The following is a 21,503-nucleotide window of genomic DNA, read 5'->3' on the forward strand; positions in this document are numbered from 1 at the left end:
AGAAGACCAACGCGCATGGATTTCCGCCTGACCGGACATTCGTCCATTGAAAGCCGCGGGAATGACGGGCAAAAGCAGCTACCGCTGGCGAAGGGCAAAGGCACTGGATTCCCGCTTTCGCGGGAATGACGGGCAAAAAGCAACTATGAAAAGCGAAGGGCAAAGGCACTGGATTCCCGCCTTCGCGGGAATGACGGGGCAAAAACAACTACGACAAGCGGAAGCCAAAGACACTCCCGTCTTCACAGGAATGACGAGCAAAAGATGGACCCGCGAACTTCGGGTCCGCGGGAATCATCTCCGGGCGCTGCCCTTATGCCACCACCACCGGGATCTTGCCGATCCGCGCCTGCCACTCCTTCGGCCCGGTGTTGTGTACCGAGGTGCCCTGCGAATCCACCGCGACCGTGACCGGCATGTCCTTCACTTCGAACTCGTAGATCGCTTCCATGCCGAGATCGGCGAAGCCGACCACCTTCGCCGCCTTGATCGCCTTCGACACCAGGTACGCGGCGCCGCCGACGGCCATCAGGTACGCGGAGCCGTGCCTGCGGATCGCCTCGATCGCCGCCGGGCCGCGCTCGGCCTTGCCGACCATGCCCATCAGGCCGGTCTGCGCGAGCACCTGCTCGGTGAACTTGTCCATGCGGGTCGCCGTGGTGGGGCCGGCGGGGCCGACGACTTCGTCGCGCACCGGATCGACCGGGCCGACGTAGTAGATGAAGCGGCCCTTCAAATCGACCGGCAGCGCTTCGCCCTTGTTGAGCATGTCGACCATGCGCTTGTGCGCGGCGTCGCGGCCGGTGAGCAGCTTGCCGTTGAGCAGCAGCACTTCGCCCGGCTTCCACGAGGCGACTTCTTCCTTCGTGACGGTATCGAGGTTGACCCGACGGCCCTTCGACGCGTCGTAGGTGAGTTCCGGCCAATCGGCCAGCGCCGGCGGATCCAGCATCACCGGCCCGCTGCCGTCGAGGGTGAAATGCGCGTGCCGGGTGGCCGCGCAGTTCGGGATCATCGCGACCGGCAGGTTCGCGGCGTGGGTCGGGTAATCCTTGACCTTGATGTCGAGCACGGTGGTGAGGCCGCCCAGCCCCTGCGCGCCGATGCCGAGCGCGTTGACCTTCTCGTACAGCTCGAGGCGCAGCTCTTCGGCACGGCTTGACGCACCGCGTTGCTGCAGCTCGGTGATGTCGATCGGCTCCATCAGCGCTTCCTTGGCCAGCAGCATCGCCTTCTCGGCGGTGCCGCCGATGCCGATGCCGAGCATGCCCGGCGGGCACCAGCCGGCGCCCATCGTCGGCACGGTCTTCAGCACCCAGTCGACGATGGAATCGGACGGATTGAGCATCGCGAACTTCGACTTCGCCTCCGAACCACCGCCCTTGGCGGCGACGATCACGTCGACGGTGTTGCCCGGCACGACCTTCACGTTGACCACGCCCGGCGTGTTGTCCTTCGTGTTGGTGCGCTTGCCTGCCGGATCGGCGAGCACCGAGGCGCGCAGCTTGTTGTCCGGATGGTTGTAGGCGCGGCGCACGCCTTCGTGGACCATGTCCTCCACGCCCATCGTCGCGTCGTCCCAGCGCACGTTCATGCCGATCTCGAGGAACACGGTGACGATGCCGGTGTCCTGGCAGATCGGGCGGTGACCTTCGGCGCACATGCGCGAATTGATCAGGATCTGGGCGATCGCGTCCTTCGCGGCCGGCGATGCCTCGCGTTCGTAGGCGGCGGCGAGGTTTTTGATGTAGTCGACCGGGTGGTAGTACGAGATGTACTGCAGGGCGTCGGCGACGGACTGGATCAGGTCTTCCTGCCGGATGGAGACGGGAGCGGTCGTTTCGGAAGCGGGCTTGCTGGCGGTCACGGGTTGCCGGAGGGATAACGGGCGGAGCCGCATATTGTAGGGCGGGCCCCGGCCCGCCGCCCCGCCGGATCAGGCGGCCCGATCGTGCAGGACCCACACACCGCGTCGCGGGCATGGACGCTCCTGCGCGCCCTCCCGACCGACGGAGGGCACCCCGGCCGCCCTCGCGCGTGCCAATGTCACACCGCATCCCCCTCGCCCGTCCTGGTGGCATGAACAGCGAATCCCTCTTCGAAACCTACCGTTCCCGCCTGTTCGGCCTCGCCTACAAGCTGCTGGGCAGCCGCAGCGATGCCGAGGACGTGGTCCAGGACGCCTGGCTGCGCTGGCACCAGGCCGACCGTTCCGCGATCCGCGACGTCGAAGCCTGGCTGGTAACCGCGACCACGCGCCTGGGGATCGACCGCCTGCGGCTGGCCCGCACCGAGCGCGAAACCTATTCAGGCCCGTGGCTGCCCGAACCGCTGACGGTCGACGAATCGCCGACGCCGGAGAACCGCGCCGACATCGGCAGCCAGGTGTCGTTCGCCTTCCTGTCGCTGCTGGAACGGCTGGGCCCGGAGGAACGCGCCGCCTTCCTGCTCAAGGAAATCTTCGACTACGACTACGCGCAGGTCGCAGAGCTCATCGGCCACAGCGAAGCCAATTGCCGGCAGATGGTGCATCGCGCACGCCAGCGGCTGCAGGCGGAACGGCCGCGCTTCGAAGTCGCGCCGGACAAGCACCGCCGCCTGCTCGAACGCTTCATGCACGCGTCGGAAACGGGCGACCAGGCCTCGATCCTCGCGCTGCTCGATACCAACGCGCGCCTCGTGTCGGACGGCGGCGGCAAGGTCACCGCGGTGATCCGCCCGCTCGAAGGCGCCGAGCGCATCGCCCGCCTGTACGGCGCCGTCGCGGCGCGGTTCGGCGCGGAGACGCAATGCCGCATCGGCTACGTCAACGGCGAGCCGGCGATCCTGCGCTGGTACCAGGGACAACTTCATTCGATCACTACGATCGCCATCGACGGCGATCGCATCACCCAGGTCCTGTCGGTGCTCAATCCGGACAAGCTGCACGCCTGGCACTGACGGATGCGTTGCGAACTGTCACACCGCGCCGGCCTCGCCCGTCTACCTCATGCAACGGCCACGGTGGCCGACCAGGAGAAGCCCCCAATGAACGCTCCCCACATCGACTACACCACCCATTCCGCACAGGCCTTCCAGCACCTGCTCGCGTTGAGCAACGGCCTGCACAAGGGCCCACTCGGCCACAAGCTGGTCGAACTGGTTTCGCTGCGCGTGTCGCAACTCAACGGCTGCGTGTTCTGCCTCGACATGCATTGCACCGCCCTGCGCAAGGCCGGCATGGACCAGCGCAAGCTGGACACGCTCGCCGCCTGGCGCGAGAGCCCGCTGTTCGACGAGCGCGAACGCGCCGCGCTGGGCTGGGCGGAAGCACTGAATGCGATCGGCAGCGCGCAGGTGCCGGAGGAAACGTTCGCCGCCGTGCAGGCGAACTTCAACGAACGCGAAATCTCCGAACTCGCCTTCACCGTCGCGATGATCCGTTCCTGGAACATCCTCAACGTCGGCCTGCACGTGCCGCTGCCGATGGCGGCTGCCGCGGCCTGAGCATTCGCGGCGCGTCAAAACCCGCCTTACGCAAGGCGGGTCTTGAACCGCCGCAGGGCGCGGAAAGCATCTCTCTGGGGACGGACGCTGCTCCGTCCCCTTGATGCCCTCGATGCGTGTGACCGTGCATCGCGCGATGCGTCCCCGGGTGCGCTGCGCTTACCCGGGCTACGGACGGATGTGTCCTCGCAGGTGCAGGCATCACGACCGGCAAGGCACACTGCGCGCATGGCCGCCTCATCCGATCCGTCCGCGGCCGGCACGCGCTCCCGGCCTGCCGGCAATCCCAGCCTGCGCGACCGCTTCAATGCGCTGCGCAACCTTCCGCCCTTCCTCCGCCAGATCTGGGCGACCAGCCCCGCACTGACATTGACCACGCTGGGGCTGCGCCTGGTGCGCGCCTTCCTGCCGGTGGCGACGTTGTACATCGGCAAGCTGATCATCGACGAAGCCGTACGGCTGGTCGGCCTCGGCACCGCGTACGGATCGCTGATGGCCGCGTGGCAAAGCGGCCAGCTCGCGCATCTGCTCTGGCTGCTCGGCGCCGAACTCGCGCTGGCGATCGGCTCGGACCTGCTCGGACGACTGATCAGCTATGGCGACGCGTTGCTGTCGGAGCTGTTCACCAACGCCACCAGCGTGAAGCTGATGGAACACGCGGCGACGCTGGACCTGGAGGACTTCGAGGATCCGGACCTGCAGGACAAGCTCGATCGCGCGCGTCGCCAGACGATGGGGCGCATGAACCTGATGAGCCAGCTGTTCGGCCAGGTGCAGGACGCGATCACGGTGGCGAGCTTCGCCGCTGGCCTGCTGGTGTACGCGCCGTGGCTGATCGTGCTGCTGGCGATCGCGCTGGTGCCTGCCTTCGTCGGCGAGGCGCATTTCAATGCGCTGGGCTATTCGCTGAATTTCCAGTGGACCCCGGAGCGGCGCCAGCTCGAATACATCCGCCAGATGGGCGCGAGCGTGGAAACGGCGAAGGAGGTGAAGATCTTCAACCTCAATCGCTTCTTCATCACGCGCTTCCGCGAACTGTCGGACCGGTTCTTCCACGCCAACCGCAAGCTGGCGCGACGCCGCGCGTTCTGGGGCACGCTGCTCGCGGCGCTGGGCACGCTGGGTTACTACGTCGCCTACGCCTATATCGCGTGGCGCACGGTGAAGGGCGACTTCAGCATCGGCGACCTGACCTTCCTCGCCGGCAGCTTCCTGCGCCTGCGCCAGTTGCTGGAAGGGCTGCTGGTCGGGTTCTCGCAGGTGGCGGGCCAGGCGCTGTACCTGGATGACCTGTTCTCGTTCTTCGAGATCCGGCCGGAGATCCACTCGCCCGCGAATCCGGTGGCGATTCCGCAGCCGATCACCAGGGGCTTCGTGTTCGAGAACGTCGGCTTCCGTTATCCGGATGCGGAACGCTGGGCGCTGCGCGGCCTCGACTTCGAACTGCGCGCGGGCGAGGTGCTGGCGCTGGTCGGCGAGAACGGCGCCGGCAAGACCACCCTGGTCAAGCTGCTCGCGCGCCTGTACGACCCCGACGAAGGGCGCATCCTGCTCGACGGCCGCGACCTGCGCGAGTACGACCTCGACGAACTGCGCGCGAACATCGGCGTCATCTTCCAGGATTTCGTCCGCTACCACCTCACCGCCGGCGAGAACATCGGTGTCGGCCGCATCGAGGCGATGTACGACCGCGACCGCATCCGCGCCGCCGCGCATCGCGCGATGGCGGACCAGGTGATCGACGCCCTGCCCCACGGCTACGACCAGCTGATCGGGCGCCGCTTCAAGAGCGGCGTGGATCTCTCCGGCGGCCAGTGGCAGAAGATCGCCATCGCGCGCGCGTACATGCGCGACGCGCAGGTGATGATCCTCGACGAGCCGACCGCGGCGCTGGACGCGCGCAGCGAATTCGAGGTGTTCCAGCGCTTCAAGGAACTGTCGGACGAGCGCACCGCGGTGTTGATCTCGCACCGGTTCAGCAGCGTGCGCATGGCGGACCGGATCCTGGTGCTCAACGAAGGCCGCCTCGAAGCGAGCGGCACCCACCACGAGCTGATGGCGCAGGGCGGCCGCTACGCCGAGTTGTTCGAATTGCAGGCAGCGGGATACCGGTAGGAGCGCCCCGTGGGCGCGATTGCACGCGCGCGCCTCGAATCGCGTGCATGACCCCTCCTGCGGGTGTACGACGGCGGTGCACATCGCGTGCGCGGGGCGTGGGGCATCATTGGGCGCACCGTTGCTTCCAGGAGGTTCCCATGCGCCTGCCGCTCGCCTGCCCCCCGTTGGCACTGGCTGCAGCACTCGCTGCATGCGGCGCGCAGCCCGACGCTGGCGCCGCGACAGTCGATACGACCTCCGGATCAGCGCAGGGCCACGCTTCGCGAAGGGTCGCCAGCGAACTCGGCGACGTGGAAGTCAGCACCATCGCCAGCGGGCTCGAGCATCCGTGGGCGGTGGCGCTGTTGCCCGCGGGCGGCTATCTCGTCACCGAGCGACCGGGACGCCTGCGCCGGGTCGGTGCGGACGGTGCGTTGTCGAAACCGTTGGCGGGCGTGCCCGAGGTCTTCGCCGAAGGCCAGGGCGGTCTGCTCGACGTCGTGCTCGCGCCCGATTTCAAAAGCAGCCGGCGGATCTACCTGAGCTATGCCGAGCCCGGCGCCGACGACACGGCGGGCACGGCGGTCGCCAGCGCGACGCTGGGCGCGACGTCGCTCGAAAACGTCAAGGTCATCTACCGCCAGCAACCCAAGCTCGAAGGCGGCAACCACTTCGGCTCGCGCATCGCCTTCGACGGCATCCCGCCGGGCAGCGGTGGCCACGTCTTCATCAGCCAGGGCGAACGCACCTACCGTCCGCGCGCGCAGCAGCTCGACATGCTGCAGGGCAAGCTGGTGCGCCTCAACCTCGATGGCAGCGTGCCGCAGGACAATCCCTTCGCCGGTCGCAAAGGCGCGCGACCGGAGATCTGGAGCTACGGCCATCGCAACATGCAGGGCCTGGCCACCGATCCCCGCACCGGCAAGGTATGGCAGAGCGAGCATGGACCGCGCGGCGGCGACGAGATCAACATTCCCGAAGCCGGCAGGAACTACGGCTGGCCGATCATCACGCACGGGATCGACTACTCCGGCTTCCCGATTTCCGAGGCGGTAGGCACTTCCGCGCCCGGCATGGAACAGCCGCACTACGTCTGGGCCAAGTCGCCCGCGGTGTCCGGCATGGCCTTCCTGGTCGACCGGCCGGCATCGAAGTGGAACAACAGCCTGTTCGTGGGCGCACTGGCCGACGGCAGCCTGATCCGCCTCTCGCTCGACGGCGATCGCATCGTCGGCGAGGAGCGCCTGCTCAAGGAACTGGGCGCGCGCATCCGCGACGTGCGCGTGGGTCCGGACGGCGACGTGTACGTGCTGACGGACGAAGCCGACGGCAAGCTCTTGCGCCTGCGCCCGCCGCGGTGAACACGCCTTTACATCGCCGGTACTAGGCTGCGTGCAGACAACGGGGTCGATGGCCATGGGCGATGCCACTGCCGGACTCGCGCGCACCGCGCGGATCCTCCGCTTCCTGCTCAAGTATCGCGGGGCCGGTGTATTCACCGGGCTCGACCTCGACAGCGTCAACGACGGCACCGTGCCGGAGATCGCCGGCAAGCCGGAGGAGTTCGTCGCCGACCTCGAGGCGCTCGGCCCCACCTTCATCAAGTTCGGACAGGCGCTGTCGACCCGGCCCGACCTGGTGCCGCCGGCCTATCTCGCCGCGCTGGAACGCACGCAGGACAACGTATCGCCGGTACCGGCCGAACAGATCCGTGCGGTGATCGAGGCCGAACTGGGCGTGCGTCCCGGGCACCTGTTCGAAACCTTCGACGACGTGCCGCTGGGCAGCGCCTCGCTCGCGCAGGTGCATCGCGCAACCCTGCGCGACGGCCGCGCGGTCGCGGTCAAGGTGCAGCGGCCCGACATCAGCACCGTGATCCAGACCGACCTGGACGCGCTCGCGGCGATCGCTGCGCGCGCGGACACCGCCACGCGCGTGGGGCGGCGCGTGCACTTCGCCGACTGGGTGCACGAATTCCGCAAGGCGCTGCTGCTCGAACTCGATTACGGCTGCGAGGCGGAAAACCTCGCCCGCTTCAGCCGGCACTTCAGCGACTACCCCGAGATATTCATTCCCGCGCCGCTGTGGAATTTCAGCGCGCGACGCGTGCTGACCATGGACCTGGTGACGGGGCACAAGGTCACCGAGCTGAGCGGCCTGTTCCGCACCGAGCACGACGTGCGCGACCTCGCCGAGGCGCTGCTGCGCGGTTACCTCGACCAGGTGCTGGTGTACGGCGACATCCACGCCGATCCGCACCCGGGCAACCTGCTGGTGACCGACGACGGCCGGCTCGCGCTGTTCGACCTGGGCATGGTGGTCCACGTGCCGCCGCGGCAACGCGATCGCCTGTTCCGTCTGCTGTTCGCCGCCGTCGATGGGCGCGGCGAGGAAGCCGCGCGCGAGGCGATCGCGATGGGCACGCGGCTGGAGGACTTCGAGGAAGAGCGTTTCATGCGCGAAGTCGGCCAGCTGGTGGCCCGCTACGCGGCGCATCCCAGCGCGTCGGCGAGCGAGAGCCGGCTGTTGTTCGACATCGTGCGCGTCAGCACCGCCTGCGGTCTGCGCTCGCCCTCCGAGCTGAGCCTGCTGGGCAAGACGCTGGCGCACCTGGAAACCACCTGCCGCGCGCTTGATCCACGCGTGGACATGAAGCACGTCGTCGACCGGCATCTGGATTCGGTGATGGGCGAACGGCTGCGGCGCTCGCTGGCACCGCACCGCGTGGCGAGCGAGCTGATGGATCTGCAGGCGCTCACGCGCGAGGCCCCGCGCAAGCTGTCGGACATGCTGTCGCTGCTCGCCGACAACCGCTTCCAGGTGCGCATCCGCGGCCTGGAGGAATCGCGGCTGATGGAGAACCTGCAGAAGATCGCCAACCGCATCACCACGGGGTTGATCGTCGCGGCGCTGATCGTGGCGGCGGCGATGATCATGCGGATCGAGACCACGGCGCGGCTGTTCGGCTATCCGGCGCTGGCGCTGGTGCTGTTCCTGCTGGCGGCGGCGCTGGGGGTGGGCATCGTGGTGAGCGCGCTGCTGCGCGATCGCAAGGCCAGGCCGCGGGAGGAATCGGGGCCGCGCTAGCGGGCGTGTTCGCGCCGATGCGGTAGCTGGAGCGGGCCATGCCCGCGACGTGCGACGCGGGACGTGCGACGAGGCGTGTGGTCGCGCCCATGGGGCGCTCCTACGGGCGGCGGCGCATGCGACCGTCGCTGACCGTGGGAGCGGGCCGTGCCGTGCGGCGGGACAAGCCCGGGCGTCGGCTAAAATGGGCACCCACGCAGTACGTCCCCTTCCCCATGTCCTCCGCCTTCGGCACCGAAACCGTGCTGGATGTCCGTCACTGGACGGACGCCTACTTCAGCTTCACCACCACCCGAGACGACGGCTTCCGCTTCGACAACGGCCAGTTCGTGATGATCGGCCTGCAGGTCCCGCAGGCGGACGGCAGCACGAAACCGCTGCTGCGCGCGTATTCGATCGCGAGTGCGAACTGGGAAGAACAGCTGGAGTTCTTCAGCATCAAGGTGCCCAACGGCCCGCTGACCTCGCGCCTGAAGGACATCAAGCCCGGCGACACGGTGCTGATCGGGCGCAAGCCGACCGGCACGCTGCTGATTTCCGACCTGCATCCCGGCCGCAACCTCTACCTGCTGGGCACCGGCACCGGCTTCGCGCCGTGGCTGGCGGTGATCAAGGATCCGGAGACGTACGAGCGCTTCGACAAGGTCGTGCTTTGCCACGGCGTGCGCAACGCGCAGGACCTGGCGTACCGCGACTACATCGTCAACGAACTGCCGCGGCATGAATTCCTCGGCGAACAGATCAGCGCGAAGCTGAAGTACTACCCGGCGGTGTCGCGCGAGGAGTTCGTGTTCGACGGCCACGACCAGCGCGGTCGCCTCACCGACCTGATGGCGAGCGGCCGGATGATGGAGCAGCTCGGCATCGAACCGCTGGATGCGCAGCACGACCGGGCGATGATCTGCGGCAGCCCGCAGATGCTGGCGGATTTCCGTTCCTTGCTGGATGAGCGCGGGTTTACCGCCGCGCCGCGGATCGGGACGCTCGGGCAGTACGTGTTCGAGCGCGCCTTCGTGGAGAAGTAGCGCGGCGCGCTGGCGCGTTATATCGCGCGATATCGCGCGGCTGCGCCGCGCGCCCCTCATCCGGCGCTACGCGCCACCTTCTCCCCGCACGCGGGGAGAAGGAAGGTGGAGCTCCCTCGCCCCGCAGCTATCTCCCTCGCCCCGCAGCTATCTCCCTCGCCCCGCACCTATCTCCCTCGCCCCGCACCTATCTCCCTCGCCCCGCACCTATCTCCCTCGCCCGCAGCGATCTCCCTCGCCCCGCTGGCGGGGAGAGGGACCGCTTCGCGCAGCGAAGCAGGGTGAGGGGACGTGTCACGCCGCCCGCCGCTCCGGCCGCAGCGCATCCCGATACGTCCGGCTGCACGGAATCTGCATCCCGTCGCGCATCGCGATGCGCGCATCGCCGGTGTCCAGCGGCTCGATCTCGCCCACGCAGTCCAGGTTGACGATGTAGCTGCGGTGCACGCGCACGAAGCGCGCCGGGTCCAGTTGCGACTCGATCGCCGCCATCGTCGTCCGCAACGGGTAATCGCGGCCGCGCACGTGCAGGTTCACGTAGTTGCCGGCGGCCTGCAGCCATTCGACCTCGGCCGCGGCGATCAGGAACTCCTTGCCCAGCTTGCGCACCAGGAACCGCTCCGGCCGCTCGGGCTGGTCCGGCAGCGGTGCATCGTCGGCCGGGGCGAGCAGGCTCGCTTCGCCCTGGAGCCGGCGGATCAGCAGCCGATAGCCTTCGATCAGGACGACCAGTCCGGCGAATTGCCGCACGTCCTTCAGGTACTCGTACAGGAACGTGCGCTCCCAGGGCCCGCCGTCGTAGTGATAGCCCTGTGTCACGTAGACCGCCTTGCGCAGCGCCACCATCCCGGCGATGTGCAGTAGCGACCAGCCCACGCTGCCCACCGCCAGCCATGGCAGGTTGCGGCGCCAGGTGTCGAAATGCAGCGGGAAGCGGCGGGTGTACCAGAGCACCGCCGGCACCAGCGCCAGGGCGACCAGGTGGCTGCTCCACTCCCACACGGCCGGTTCCCAGGCGGCGAAGTCCAGCCCGGCGCGCCGGATGTCCATCAGCGCCGTGACGCTGTTGGTCGCGGCGCCGACCAGGTAGCTGACGATCCAGAACCCCCACTCGGCCATCCTGCGCCAGGGCTGGTACCGCTGCCAGAGCTGGTCCGTGGAAGGGGCCGGGGTCGTCGGTTGCGAATTCATCCGCGCATTCTCGCGCAGGCGCGCCCGGAATCCGTCCCGCTTCGTCCCGCGGCTCCGCGATTCGTCCCTGGCGCCCTGCAATCAATCACTTACCGGTCGCAGCGCGCGGCGCGCCAATCGATCGTGGCGCCACCGACGACCCGGAGACCGCCATGCAACCGCCCTCGCCCACCCGGCGCCACGACATCGACGCCCTGCGCGCCCTCGCCTTCGCCCTGCTCATCCTCTACCACTGCGGCATGTTCTACGTGGCCGGCGAGGACTGGGGCTGGCACCTCAAGAGCACCCACCTGGCCGAATGGCTGCAGGTCCCGATGCTGATCGTGAACCGGTGGCGGATGGACCTGATCTTCCTGATCTCCGGCCTGTCGGTGCATTTCCTGCTGCGTGGCACGGCACTGCGCCGCTTCGTCGGCCAGCGTAGCTGGCGGTTGCTGTTGCCACTGGTTTTCGGCTGCCTGGTGGTCGTTCCGGTCCAGCCCTACGTGCAGGGCGTCGCCAACGGCGCGGTGGAACCGGGTTACCTGCGCTTCCTTGCCGACTACTTCGGGCACAAGCGCCAGTGGCCGGCCGGCGCCTTCGACGGCTGGGAGCATGGCTTCACCTGGAACCACCTGTGGTACCTGATCTACCTGTGGTGCTACACGATGGTGTTCGCCGCGCTGTTGCCGGTGCTGCGCCGCCTGCCCAATCCGTTCACGCGCCTGCGTGGCGGCTGGTTGCTGGTGCTGCCGGCCCTGCCGCTGCTGGCATACACGCTGACGCTGCAGCCGCTGTTCGAGGACACCGGCGACCTGATCCACGACTGGTACCGGCACGCGCTGTATTTCACCGTCTTCCTCTACGGCTGGTGGCTGGGCTCGGCCGAGGGCGTGTGGGATGAACTCGTGCGCCTGCGCAAGCGCTCGCTGGGCATCGCGACGACGCTGGTGGCGATCTACCTGACGCTGGTGTTCGTCCTGCCCGACGATGCGCCCGAATGGCTGGGCTGGGTCGGCCGCACGCTGCGCAACCTGTACATCTGGACGGCGCTGTGCGCGATCCTGGGCTGGGCCAAGGCCTGCCTCGACCGGCCATTCCGCTGGCTGCCGTGGGCGAACGAAGCGGTGTATCCGTGGTACGTGCTGCACCAGAGCCTGATCCTGCTGATCGGCTACTGGCTGCTGCCGCTGCACCTGGGCGCGGTGACCGAACCGCTGCTGCTGATCGCAGGCACCGTCGCCGGTTGCTGGCTGCTGCACACCTTCTTGATCCGCCGCGTGCGCTGGCTGCGTCCCTGCTTCGGCATGAAGGCACTGCCACCGGCGCCGGCCGGTCGTGCGTGGCCCCGCCTCGCCTGGGCCGGCCGATCGCGCCCGTAGCGGGCCACGCCCGCGACAAGGCGCAAGAAGCAGTCCGTAAGAGCAGGCCACGCCCGCGACCGCCGCAGCAGGATCTCCGGTCGCGGGCAGGACCCGCTCCTACGGGGACCGTCTCCAGTCGGAGGCAGGCCTGGCCCGCGAGAACAGGAAGCCCTGGCCCTGTTCGCAGCCGATCGCCAGCAGGCAGTCGCGCTGCGCCTCGGTTTCGATGCCTTCCGCGATCACTTCCATGCCGAGCGTGTTCGCCAACGCGAGCACGGCGCGCACCACCGCGACGCTGCCGCCCTCGCCGGGCACCAGCGCGCTGACGAAGGAGCGGTCGATCTTCAGGGCATGCAGCGGGAAGCGATGCAGGTAGCTGAGCGAGGAATAGCCGGTGCCGAAGTCGTCGAGCGCCGCCAGCACGCCGCCGCGGCGCAGGGTGTCGAGCGTGGCGAAGACCTGGTCGGGGTTCTCCAGCAGCGCGCCCTCGGTGAGCTCCACGCGCAGCCGCTGCGGCGGTACCTCGTAGGCGTCGAGCAGGTCGAGCAACTGCCGCGCCAGCGCCGGCGAGCGGAAATGGCGCGGCGACACATTGATGGTGACGTAGCCGCCGTCGCCGACCAGCGTCTCGATCTCGCGGCAGGCGTGCTCGAACAGGCGCCAGTCGATCTGCTCGACGCTGCCACTGTCCTCGGCGACCTTGAGGAACTCGCCCGGCAGCATCAGCGCGCTGCCGGGGCGCCGCCAGCGCAGCAGCGCCTCGTAGCCGGCGACCTTGCCGCTGCGCAGATCCACGATCGGCTGGTAATGCGGTTCGAACTCGTCGCGCAGGATCGCGCGGCGCAGGTCGACTTCCAGGTCGAGCAGTTGCAGCGCTTCCTGGTGCAGGCGTTCGTCGAAGATCTCGAAGCGGTGGCGTCCGTGCGCCTTGGCGCGGTACATGGCCACGTCGGCATCGCGCAGCAGTTCCTCGGCCTTGTGGTAGCGCGGACTGCCCAGCGTGATGCCGATGCTGGCGGAGGTGAACAGTTCCTTCCCGCCGATGTACATCGGTTCGCTCAGCGCCTGGATGACGCGTTGCGCGGTATGGCAGGCGTCTTCGGGCAGCTGCACGTCCTCCATCAGCAGCGCGAACTCGTCGCCGCCCAGCCGCGCGACGACGTCGGAATCGCGCACGCAGGCAGCGAGGCGCTCGCTGGCCTGGCGCAGCATCTGGTCGCCGGAAAGATGGCCGACACTGTCGTTGATGATCTTGAAGCGGTCCAGGTCGAGGAACAGCACCGCGAAGCGGTGATCCGGATCGCGCTGCAGGCGCGCCAGCGCGCGCTCGATCGCGCCGTAGAGGAAGGTGCGGTTGGGCAAGCCTGTCAGCGAGTCGTGCAGGGTTTCGTGCACCAGCTGCTGCTCGGCGCGCTCGCGCACCTCGATCTGTTCGCGCAGCTCGCTGACGGCGGCGGCGAGCTCGCGGGTGCGGTCCTCGACGCGACGTTCCAGTTCCCCCTGCGCCTGCTTGCGCATCAGCGCGGTGAGGATGTGCTGCGCGACGTAGGCGAGCAGTGCGCGATCCTCTTCGGTGTAGTGGACGGAGGTGTCGTAGCTCTGCACCACCACCACGCCGCGCACTTCGCCCTGCCCGACCATCGGCACGCCGAGGAAGTCGGCGGCCGGCGTGCCCAGGCCGATCCCGCCCGGGACGTCGAGCAGCTTCGCCACTTCGCGCGCGGGGCCCATCGCGGTGCGCCCGTGCCGGATCAGGCCCAGCGTCAGGCTGCTGCGCAGGTCCTCGACCGGGATTTCCTCGTCGGGCCGCACCAGGCCCGGGTCCATCTCGTCGGCGCGATAGGGAAAGCGCAGCGTGTCGAGCTCGGCGTTGTACAGCGCGATGTAGAAATTCTTCGCGTACATCAGCTCGCCGACGACTTCGTGGATGCGGTGGAGCATCTCGCTCATGTCGAGCTCGCTGCTGGCGAGGTCGGCGATGCTGTACAGCGCAGCCTGCAGCTTTTCGCCACGCTGGCGTTCGCGCACCTCGCGGGTGAGTTCACGCGTGCGCTCCTCGACCCGGCGCTCCAGCTCGCCATGCGCCTGCTTGCGGATCAGCGCGGTGAGGATGTGCTGCGCGACGAAGGCGAGCAGCGCCCGGTCCTCCTCGGTGTAACGCGCGCGTTCGTCGTAGCTCTGCACCACGATGGCGCCGCGCACGGCACCATCGGCGACCATCGGCACGCCCAGCCAGTCGGCGCTGTCCGGGCCGTACTTGTCCGAATCCGGATAGTCGAGCCCGAATTCCTCCAGCAGCACCCGCGATGGCCCCAGCGCCGGCCGCCCGTGGCGGATGATCGCAAGCGTCAGGCTGCTGCGCATTTCCTCGGCGGGAATCTCCTCCGACGGATCGACCACGAGCGAATCGTGTTCGTCGGCGAAATAGATGAAACGCACGCTGTTGCGCGCGGCGTCGTAGAGCGCGATGAAGAAGTTCTTCGCGTACATGAGTTCGCCGACGACGCCGTGCACGCGCGCCAGCATCTCGGGCATGTCCAGCTCGCTGCTGGCCAGGTCGGCGATGGCGAACAGCGCGGTGTGCAGCTTCGCGGTCTTTTCCAGGCGCTGCGCGACCCGGCGCTGCTCGGCCAGTTCGAGAACGGTGAGCAGGCGCGCACGCAGGACGCCCAGGAAATCGCTCCAGGCCGCGGCGCCGAACTCCGGCACGCAATCCGACGCGGGCCAGTCCGAAGCGAGCAACAGGCGGTTGCCGGCCTCGTGCAGATCCAGGTCGACGAGGATCCGTCGCCAGCCCGACGCGGCGGCACCGGCGTCGATGTCGTGGGCGGGCATCCACTGCAGGGGCTGGGGCGACGGCGCGCCGTCCGCGAGCGGCGACCAGACCAGCCGGGTGTTGCGCGCGCCGAAGGCAGCCTCAAGCCGTTGTCCGGCGACAGCCGCGATGTCGTCGAGGCTGGACACGGCGAACAGCGCGGACACGAAATCGGCCGTCGGCGCGGTCCCTGCCCGGGTGATGCCGGTTTCGCCGCGCTGCCCGAGCTCCGGGGCTGGCGTGGCCATAGCGGGGCAGTGTACGCCCGCCCACCTGCCCCGTCCGCCGCATGGCGCCCGGAATGTGCGCCTGTCGGCGGGTTAACCCTTCATTTCGCCAACTCAGGTTTCGCCGTAGCGCAACCAGAGTTCCGCCGCGTGTTCGTCGTCGAACACGCGCGCATTGAAGCCCGCGTCGCGGGCGAAGATCTCGCAGTACTCGATCTGCTGCAGGCCGTGCGGCTTGACGTGGGCGATGCGCGCGTTTTCCAGGCCCTGCCCCGCCATCTGCTGGACCAGGCTGAGCCACTCGCCCTCCGTCAGCGGCTCGCCCTGCAACTCGTCGATCAGCAGCAGCGAGGCCGCCGGTTCGCGCGCGAACTCCTCGACGATCGCGCGCCAGTACGCCACGGTGTTCTCGAGGTTGCTCTCGCCGTTGACCTGCACGCGCAGCAGCGCAGGCCCCCGCCTGAAGCCGACCCGGAATGCAGCGCCCGATCCCTGCGCCGGCATCCCGCTCACCCCAACGCCTTTTCGATGTCCCGGGCGATCGATTCGGGCTTGTCGGTCGGCGCGTAGCGCCGGATCACCTTGCCATCGCGACCGACCAGAAATTTGCTGAAGTTCCACTTGATCGCATCGATGCCGAGGAAGCCGCCCTTCTCGTCCTTCAGCCACTTCCACAGCGGATGCGCGCCGTCGCCGTTGACGTCGATCTTGGCGAACATGGGGAAGGTGACGTCGTAGTTGAGCGAACAGAAATTGCGGATCTCCGCTTCGTCCCCCGGCTCCTGGTGGCCGAACTGGTCGCAGGGAAAGCCGAGCACCGCCAGACCGCGCTGACCGTAATCGCGCCAGAGCTTTTCCAGGCCCGTGTACTGCGGGGTGAACCCGCATTGCGAAGCGACGTTGACGATCAGCAGCACCTTGCCGCGGAAATCCGCGAGCGGTCGCGACTGGCCATCGATGTCGGTCGCGGTGAAGTCGTAGGCAGTGGTCATGGCGGCGTCCCTGGCGGCATTGACTGAGGGCCGCAGCATACTCCCGCAGCCCCGGTCCGAATACGACTGCGTGCATCGCACGCGGCGCAAAAAAGGAAACGCCGGGACGGGCCCGGCGTTCCACGGTTCCACAACGATCTCGCGTCAGAACGAGGCCTTGAACTCCACGCCAACCGTGCGCGGCTCGTTGATGAACCCGGTCAGGTTGTTGAAGTCGATGCCGCCCACCACCTTGACCTCGTCGGTGATGTTGCGACCGAACACGGCGACGTCGTACTTGCCGTAGTCCCAGGTGTAGCCCAGGCGCAGGCCGCCCTCGACCAGCGACTGGCCGGTGAATTCCTTCGACTCGTAGAGGAAGAAGTTCACTTCGCTGCGGTACGACCAGTCGGTGAAGACGTAGAACTCACCGCCGTCGCCCACCGGCAGGCCCCAGCGCGCGGTGAGGTTGTGGGTCCACTTGGGCGATTGCGGGAGCGGGTTGCCGTCGATGAGTGCCTTGCCGTTGACGTCCAGCGGATCGGTGACAGTGCAGGCGGCGCACACCGACACGGCGAGGTCGTCGTCCTGGATCTCGGTGTCGTTGTAGCTGCTGCCCAAGGTCACCAGCAGGTTGTCGGTCAGGTAGGCCTGGAAGTCCATCTCGAAGCCTTTGCCGATGGTCTTGTCGGCATTGAGCAGGATGTTGGCGTTGGCCGAACCACCCACCGCGGTGAGCTGCTGATCCTTCACGCGGTAGTAGAAGAGACCCGCGTTGAGGCGCGCACGCTTGTCCCAGAAGTCCGCCTTCACGCCCGCTTCGATCGACGCCGAGGTCTCCGGGCCGGCGACCGACTTGGCATTGAACGCGCCGGCAGCCTGGATGCTGCTGCCGCGATAACCGGTGGCCGCGCGGGCATACAGGTTCACGTCGTCATTGACGGCGTAGGTGGCGGACAGGTCCCAGCTGAACTTCTTGTCTTCCGGGTGCGCGGACAGGTCGCCGTCGGGTTCCTGCGCCGCCAGCTGGTCGAGCGTGCACTTGCCGCTTAGCACGCACGGCACGAAGCCGGTGTTGAAGTATTCCTCGACCGTCAGATCCTTCTTGTCGACCGTGTAGCGCGCACCGGCGCGCAGCTCGAACCTGGGCGTGACCTTCCAGGTCGCGGCGCCGAACACCGCCCACGAATCGTTGGTCTGGTTGATGCGCTCGTAGCCGTCCTGCGCGTTGTTGTTGAGCGAGTCGTAGCTGAAGCTTTCGACGTCGTAGTCCTCGTTGAAGTAGAACAGGCCGGCCTGCCAGTCGAACGCGGTGCCGGTGTTCGATTCGATGCGGAATTCCTGCGTCCACTGCGAGTGATCCGGGATGCCGTCGGCCGTTTCCGAGGCGAACGGAATCACGCCCGGACCCGACACCGGCAGGAACACCGCGCCGAAGCCGCCGTCGATATCGCCGCGGCTGTAGGTTTCCACCGACTCGAAGCCGGTGATCGAGTACAGCTTGTAGCTGCCCAGATCCCAGCTCAGGCGGGCATTGGCGCCCTTGCTGTCGAGGTCGGAATAGTTCGCGCCGTCGAGCGAGACCTTGTCCTCGTCGAAACCGTCGACGAGATCATTGGTGCCCGGCTTGATGATGTTGGCGCGGAACAGGCGCGCGGTGCCGTTGAGGTGGCGCGCGTGCGCATTGAGCAGGGCCTCGAAACCGTCGCCTTCGTACAGGAACTGCACGCGCGCGGCGGATTCGTCGTAGCCCTCGAAGCCGTCGTTCGGGCCCGGATAGGTGTTGTCGACCCAGTCGTCGCGGCGCTGGTACAGCACCGACGCGCGGGCCGACCAGTTCTCGCTCAGGCCACCGCCGACGGCGCCTTCCACGTTCCACATGTTGTCGCTGCCGTAGCCGACCTTGCCGTAGCCGCTGAATTCCTGGCTCGGGCGCACGGATTCGAACTTGACCACGCCGGCCGGGCTGTTGCGGCCGAACAGCGAGCCCTGCGGGCCGCGCAGCACTTCGACCTGGTCGACGTCGAACACCGGGAAGCCCTTGAGGATCGGGTTCTCCTGCACGATGTCGTCATAGACCAGCGACACCGGCTGCGAGGTGTTGAGGCGGAAGTCGGTGTTGCCGTAGCCGCGGATGTAGAAGCGCGGGAAGGCGCGGCCGAACGAGGATTCGATGTTGAGGCTGGGAACGCGGCCGGACAGGTAACGCACGTCGGTGCCGCCGGAGGCGAGCGCGTCCAGCTTCTCGCCGCTTACGGTGCTGACGGAGACCGGTACGTCCTGGATGTTCTCGACCTTGCGCTGCGCGGTGACCTGCACGGCGTCGAGGGTGGCGGCCTTTTCGGCGGGGGTGGCCGCTTCCTGGGCCAGGGCGGCGTGCGCGGGGAGCAGCATGGCGATGGCGGCGGCCAGCGCATGGCGGGACAGCTGACGGGCGTGCAGCGGCTTGGCAGACATGGTCGGTCTCACGGGAGTGGCGGCCACCGGCCACCGGATTCGAGGAAGCCGTTGCGTCTGGGCGCAATCGGCGGCTGACGGGCCATCCCCTGATGGCCGATGCGGGAGGGTCCCGCCTGGCGCTTCGTTCGGAGCCGGCAAATGTTACCGCATGGTTAAAGCTCCGTACGACCAGGTATCGACGGGGGCCTGCGACGCAGCGAAAGGCCCTGCCATCCCCTTCTACCCGCTGGCGGGGAGAAGGTGCCCCGCAGGGGCGGATGAGGGGAAGCGAGCGCAGCGAGCCGTCGCCCTTCCCTTCTGAACAGCAAGAGCAACAGCAGCTCGCTGCGCTCGCCGCCCCTCATCTGTCCTTCGGACATCTTCTCCCCGTTGCACGGGGAGAAGAGGAATCCCGACTACGGCGCGAGCGCAGCGAGCCGTCGCTCCTCCCTTCTGAACGACAGGAGCACCAGCAGCTCGCTGCGCTCGCCGCCCCTCATCTGTCCTTCGGACCTCTTCTCCCAGCTGTGCGGGGAGAAGAGAGGAAGACGTTCTCAGGAGCCGTCACTTTCACCGGCGTCGCAAACGGCTTGATCCCCATCGCATCGAAGATCTCGCTCGGGTAATAGACCGTGTCGCCCTTCAGCACCATCGCGACCTTGCGGATATCGGAGATGTCCGTGGTCGGATCGCCGTCGATCAGCACCAGGTCGGACAGCTTGCCCGGGGTGATCGAGCCGCGGTCATCGAGGGTACGGGTGTACTTCGCGCCGTTCCAGGTCGCGATCTGCAGCACCTGCGACGGGGTCAGCCCGGCGCGGACGTACCACTCCAGTTCGCTCTGCACGGTGAAGCCCGGCAACGCGTCGGTGCCGGCCACGATCGGCACGCCCGCCCGGTACATGCGGCCGACGAAGTCGACCATCTTCCGGAACGACTTGTCGTAACGCTGCGCGGTCGCCTCGTCCGGGATCTTCATCTCGGCCACGCGCAGGCCACGCTGCACGTCCGGCGGCATGTGGTCGGCGATCGGCGCGTAGCTCTCGGTCATGTCGCCAGGGCGCTGGCGCCAGTATTCGAACGTGGACAGCGTGGGATCGACCACGATCTGCTTCTTCGCCAGCATCGCGATGAAGTCCTGGTACGGCTTGCTGTCGAAATCCATGTCCGCGACCTTTTCCGCGGGCAGGTAGAACCGCACCAGGGTGCGCGTGTCGGTCTTGTCGTCGACGAGGAAATTCAGCATCACCTGGTTGATGTGCTGGATCTCGTCGTAGCCGCGCTCGACCGCCTCCTCCGCGCGCAGGAACGCCGGAATGTGCCCGCTCACGCGCAGGCCCTTGCTGTGCGCGTAGGCGGCCGTTTCGCGCAGGATGTCCTTCGGGAACGAGTTGTAGATCTTCACCTGCGGATAGCCGTGTTCCGCGTACCAGTCGACGGCCTTCTTCGCCTCGTCCAGGTTCTTGATGACGAAGCCGTTGCGCGCCGACATCGGGCTCTCGCCCTCGATGAAACCCGCCGGCACGATCCGCGTCGCCAGCAGCGTGCCCGCCTTCTCCTCGGCGATGATCTGCTGCAGGGTGGCGTTGTCGTTGCCCATGTCGCGCACCGTGGTGACGCCGGTGGCGATGTTGAGTCCGCCGTCCCAGCGACCGATGTGCGTGTGCATGTCGAACAGGCCCGGCAGCAGCACGCGCCCGCCGGCGTCGATGACGTTGTCGGCCTTCGCCGCGCCGCCGGTCTTGCCGACGGAGACGATGCGGCCATCGCGCACCAGCACGTCGGAGGCCGGCCCGAGCTTCGCGTGCTCGCTGTCGAACACGCGCGCGTTGCGGATCAGCGTGCTGCCGTCGAGTGGATGGGCGAGGCGCTTCTGGAAGGCGACCAGCGTTTCGGTTTCGGCCTGTTTCTGCCGGGTTTCCAGCGCGGCGGCGCTGTTGCCCCAGCCTTCTTCGACCAGCTGCACGAAGCCCGGCACGATGAACGCGAACAGTCGCGGCGTGTCCTCTTCGGTAGCCCACGCGAACGTCGGCGTCAGGCCGACGCCGGTGATCGCGAGCAACTGGACCTTGCGCGATTCCTTGCCGTTGCTGACATCGGCTTCGGCGACCTTGCGCGTACTCATCGTGCCGCTGGGAATCAGCGGCAACTTGCCGTCGGGACGCCTGGCCAGCGCGGCGAAGGCGACCGAGAAGCCGGCTGGCGATCCGCCCAGCGGCGAATACAGCGCGGTGCCGTCGACGGTCTGTTCGCCGTGGTCGGAGGTGGACTTCCACCAGACCTTGTTGCCGTCGCGACCGAAGGACTCGTCCACCGGCGCGCCGAAGGTGGTGGTGCCGGTGACGTGGTAGCTGGTGAAGGTGCCGTCGGGCGCGAGCTTGAATTCTTCCTTCAGCTCGGGGCCGCGGCCGTTGTCCTTGAAGACGAAGTCGACGCGGGTCACGCCGTCATCGCCGGTGGTCACCACCTGGTGGCCGGCTTCCTTGCCGTTGTCGACGAGGGCGACGTAGCGCAGCGTTTCTGCGGCGAAGGCGGGGCTGGCGAGGACCATCGCCAGGGACAGGGCCAATACGCGTTTCATCCCGGTGTTCCTTGTCGGTCGAATGGACGGGCAGCATGGCCGCAAATGCGGGCGATTGCCTGGGCCGAAGGTTGGTCCGTGGCGGCGCAGGGATCACATTTTTCTTGTCGCGGGTCTTTCGACTCGGCGCCTGTGCTTCGACTTAGCGCCTTCGGCGCTACGCTCAGGACGAACGGGTTCTGCGGGCCGGACGAACGGAAAATGCCTTGAGGCATCGAACGAGCAGGACATTCCGTTTCCC

Annotated in this window: 14 protein-coding genes; 7 read left to right on the plus strand and 7 right to left on the minus strand. The window is 67.7% G+C overall.

Annotated elements, in window-relative coordinates:
* Nucleotides 1–313: 313 nt before the first annotated feature.
* Nucleotides 314–1,867: a fumarate hydratase gene (locus tag ACFPN1_RS05135; RefSeq protein WP_386753537.1), complete on the minus strand. Its 1,554-nt coding sequence runs from the start codon at nucleotides 1,865–1,867 to the stop codon at nucleotides 314–316.
* Nucleotides 1,868–2,079: 212 nt separating this feature from the next.
* Between ACFPN1_RS05135 and ACFPN1_RS05140 the strand changes: the two genes are divergently transcribed.
* The 6 genes from ACFPN1_RS05140 to ACFPN1_RS05165 all read left to right on the plus strand — a co-directional run bounded on the left by ACFPN1_RS05140 (nucleotide 2,080) and on the right by ACFPN1_RS05165 (nucleotide 9,695).
* Nucleotides 2,080–2,940, plus strand: coding sequence for an RNA polymerase sigma-70 factor (locus tag ACFPN1_RS05140; protein ID WP_386753539.1), 861 nt, complete (start codon nucleotides 2,080–2,082; stop codon nucleotides 2,938–2,940).
* A gap of 87 nt (nucleotides 2,941–3,027) precedes the next feature.
* On the plus strand, nucleotides 3,028–3,486 hold the full coding sequence (locus tag ACFPN1_RS05145; RefSeq protein WP_386753540.1) for a carboxymuconolactone decarboxylase family protein: 459 nt from the start codon (nucleotides 3,028–3,030) through the stop codon (nucleotides 3,484–3,486).
* Nucleotides 3,487–3,714: 228 nt separating this feature from the next.
* On the plus strand, nucleotides 3,715–5,601 hold the full coding sequence (locus tag ACFPN1_RS05150; RefSeq protein WP_386753542.1) for an ABC transporter ATP-binding protein: 1,887 nt from the start codon (nucleotides 3,715–3,717) through the stop codon (nucleotides 5,599–5,601).
* A gap of 140 nt (nucleotides 5,602–5,741) precedes the next feature.
* Nucleotides 5,742–6,944 (plus strand): PQQ-dependent sugar dehydrogenase, encoded by a 1,203-nt coding sequence (locus tag ACFPN1_RS05155; RefSeq protein WP_386753544.1) that lies wholly within the window; start codon nucleotides 5,742–5,744, stop codon nucleotides 6,942–6,944.
* A gap of 55 nt (nucleotides 6,945–6,999) precedes the next feature.
* The gene (locus ACFPN1_RS05160) at nucleotides 7,000–8,670 is read left to right on the plus strand and encodes an ABC1 kinase family protein (RefSeq protein WP_386753546.1); all 1,671 of its coding nucleotides are present in this window, start codon (nucleotides 7,000–7,002) and stop codon (nucleotides 8,668–8,670) included.
* A 215-nt stretch (nucleotides 8,671–8,885) separates the two neighbouring features.
* Nucleotides 8,886–9,695 carry a ferredoxin--NADP reductase gene (locus ACFPN1_RS05165; RefSeq protein ID WP_386753547.1) on the plus strand — a complete coding sequence of 270 codons (810 nt, stop codon included), beginning with the start codon at nucleotides 8,886–8,888 and terminating at the stop codon, nucleotides 9,693–9,695.
* Between the two features lie 294 nt (nucleotides 9,696–9,989).
* Here ACFPN1_RS05165 and ACFPN1_RS05170 read toward each other — a convergent pair whose 3' ends face one another.
* Nucleotides 9,990–10,886 carry a LytTR family DNA-binding domain-containing protein gene (locus ACFPN1_RS05170; protein WP_386753549.1) on the minus strand — a complete coding sequence of 299 codons (897 nt, stop codon included), beginning with the start codon at nucleotides 10,884–10,886 and terminating at the stop codon, nucleotides 9,990–9,992.
* A gap of 152 nt (nucleotides 10,887–11,038) precedes the next feature.
* Between ACFPN1_RS05170 and ACFPN1_RS05175 the strand changes: the two genes are divergently transcribed.
* Nucleotides 11,039–12,247, plus strand: a complete 1,209-nt coding sequence (locus ACFPN1_RS05175; RefSeq protein ID WP_386753551.1) for an acyltransferase family protein — start codon at nucleotides 11,039–11,041, stop codon at nucleotides 12,245–12,247.
* Between the two features lie 99 nt (nucleotides 12,248–12,346).
* Here the strand turns inward: ACFPN1_RS05175 and ACFPN1_RS05180 are convergent, their stop codons facing one another.
* The 5 genes from ACFPN1_RS05180 to ACFPN1_RS05200 all read right to left on the minus strand — a co-directional run bounded on the left by ACFPN1_RS05180 (nucleotide 12,347) and on the right by ACFPN1_RS05200 (nucleotide 21,262).
* Entirely contained in the window at nucleotides 12,347–15,292 is a 2,946-nt protein-coding gene (locus tag ACFPN1_RS05180) for a bifunctional diguanylate cyclase/phosphodiesterase (protein WP_386753553.1), read from the minus strand.
* Between the two features lie 93 nt (nucleotides 15,293–15,385).
* A complete protein-coding gene (locus ACFPN1_RS05185; RefSeq protein WP_386753555.1) occupies nucleotides 15,386–15,784 on the minus strand; it encodes a hypothetical protein in 399 nt (132 codons plus the stop codon).
* Nucleotides 15,781–16,263: a glutathione peroxidase gene (locus tag ACFPN1_RS05190; protein ID WP_386753557.1), complete on the minus strand. Its 483-nt coding sequence runs from the start codon at nucleotides 16,261–16,263 to the stop codon at nucleotides 15,781–15,783. The genes ACFPN1_RS05185 and ACFPN1_RS05190 overlap by 4 nt, the downstream gene beginning before the upstream one ends.
* A gap of 144 nt (nucleotides 16,264–16,407) precedes the next feature.
* Complete coding sequence (locus tag ACFPN1_RS05195; RefSeq protein WP_386753559.1) at nucleotides 16,408–18,699, minus strand: TonB-dependent receptor; 2,292 nt, start codon at nucleotides 18,697–18,699, stop codon at nucleotides 16,408–16,410.
* Between the two features lie 478 nt (nucleotides 18,700–19,177).
* The gene (locus tag ACFPN1_RS05200) at nucleotides 19,178–21,262 is read right to left on the minus strand and encodes an amidohydrolase family protein (protein WP_386753561.1); all 2,085 of its coding nucleotides are present in this window, start codon (nucleotides 21,260–21,262) and stop codon (nucleotides 19,178–19,180) included.
* Between the last annotated feature and the right edge of the window lie 241 nt (nucleotides 21,263–21,503).

Source organism: Lysobacter yangpyeongensis (genome assembly GCF_042655745.1).
GTDB lineage: Bacteria > Pseudomonadota > Gammaproteobacteria > Xanthomonadales > Xanthomonadaceae > Agrilutibacter > Agrilutibacter yangpyeongensis.

Coding starts and splice junctions, on each gene's coding strand:
- ACFPN1_RS05190 (WP_386753557.1), bottom strand. CDS start 16,263: ATGACCACTGCCTACGACTTCACCGCGACCGACATCGATGGCCAGTCG.
- ACFPN1_RS05145 (WP_386753540.1), top strand. CDS start 3,028: ATGAACGCTCCCCACATCGACTACACCACCCATTCCGCACAGGCCTTC.
- ACFPN1_RS05195 (WP_386753559.1), bottom strand. CDS start 18,699: ATGTCTGCCAAGCCGCTGCACGCCCGTCAGCTGTCCCGCCATGCGCTG.
- ACFPN1_RS05160 (WP_386753546.1), top strand. CDS start 7,000: ATGGGCGATGCCACTGCCGGACTCGCGCGCACCGCGCGGATCCTCCGC.
- ACFPN1_RS05155 (WP_386753544.1), top strand. CDS start 5,742: ATGCGCCTGCCGCTCGCCTGCCCCCCGTTGGCACTGGCTGCAGCACTC.
- ACFPN1_RS05200 (WP_386753561.1), bottom strand. CDS start 21,262: ATGAAACGCGTATTGGCCCTGTCCCTGGCGATGGTCCTCGCCAGCCCC.
- ACFPN1_RS05140 (WP_386753539.1), top strand. CDS start 2,080: ATGAACAGCGAATCCCTCTTCGAAACCTACCGTTCCCGCCTGTTCGGC.
- ACFPN1_RS05170 (WP_386753549.1), bottom strand. CDS start 10,886: ATGAATTCGCAACCGACGACCCCGGCCCCTTCCACGGACCAGCTCTGG.
- ACFPN1_RS05180 (WP_386753553.1), bottom strand. CDS start 15,292: ATGGCCACGCCAGCCCCGGAGCTCGGGCAGCGCGGCGAAACCGGCATC.
- ACFPN1_RS05165 (WP_386753547.1), top strand. CDS start 8,886: ATGTCCTCCGCCTTCGGCACCGAAACCGTGCTGGATGTCCGTCACTGG.
- ACFPN1_RS05150 (WP_386753542.1), top strand. CDS start 3,715: ATGGCCGCCTCATCCGATCCGTCCGCGGCCGGCACGCGCTCCCGGCCT.
- ACFPN1_RS05175 (WP_386753551.1), top strand. CDS start 11,039: ATGCAACCGCCCTCGCCCACCCGGCGCCACGACATCGACGCCCTGCGC.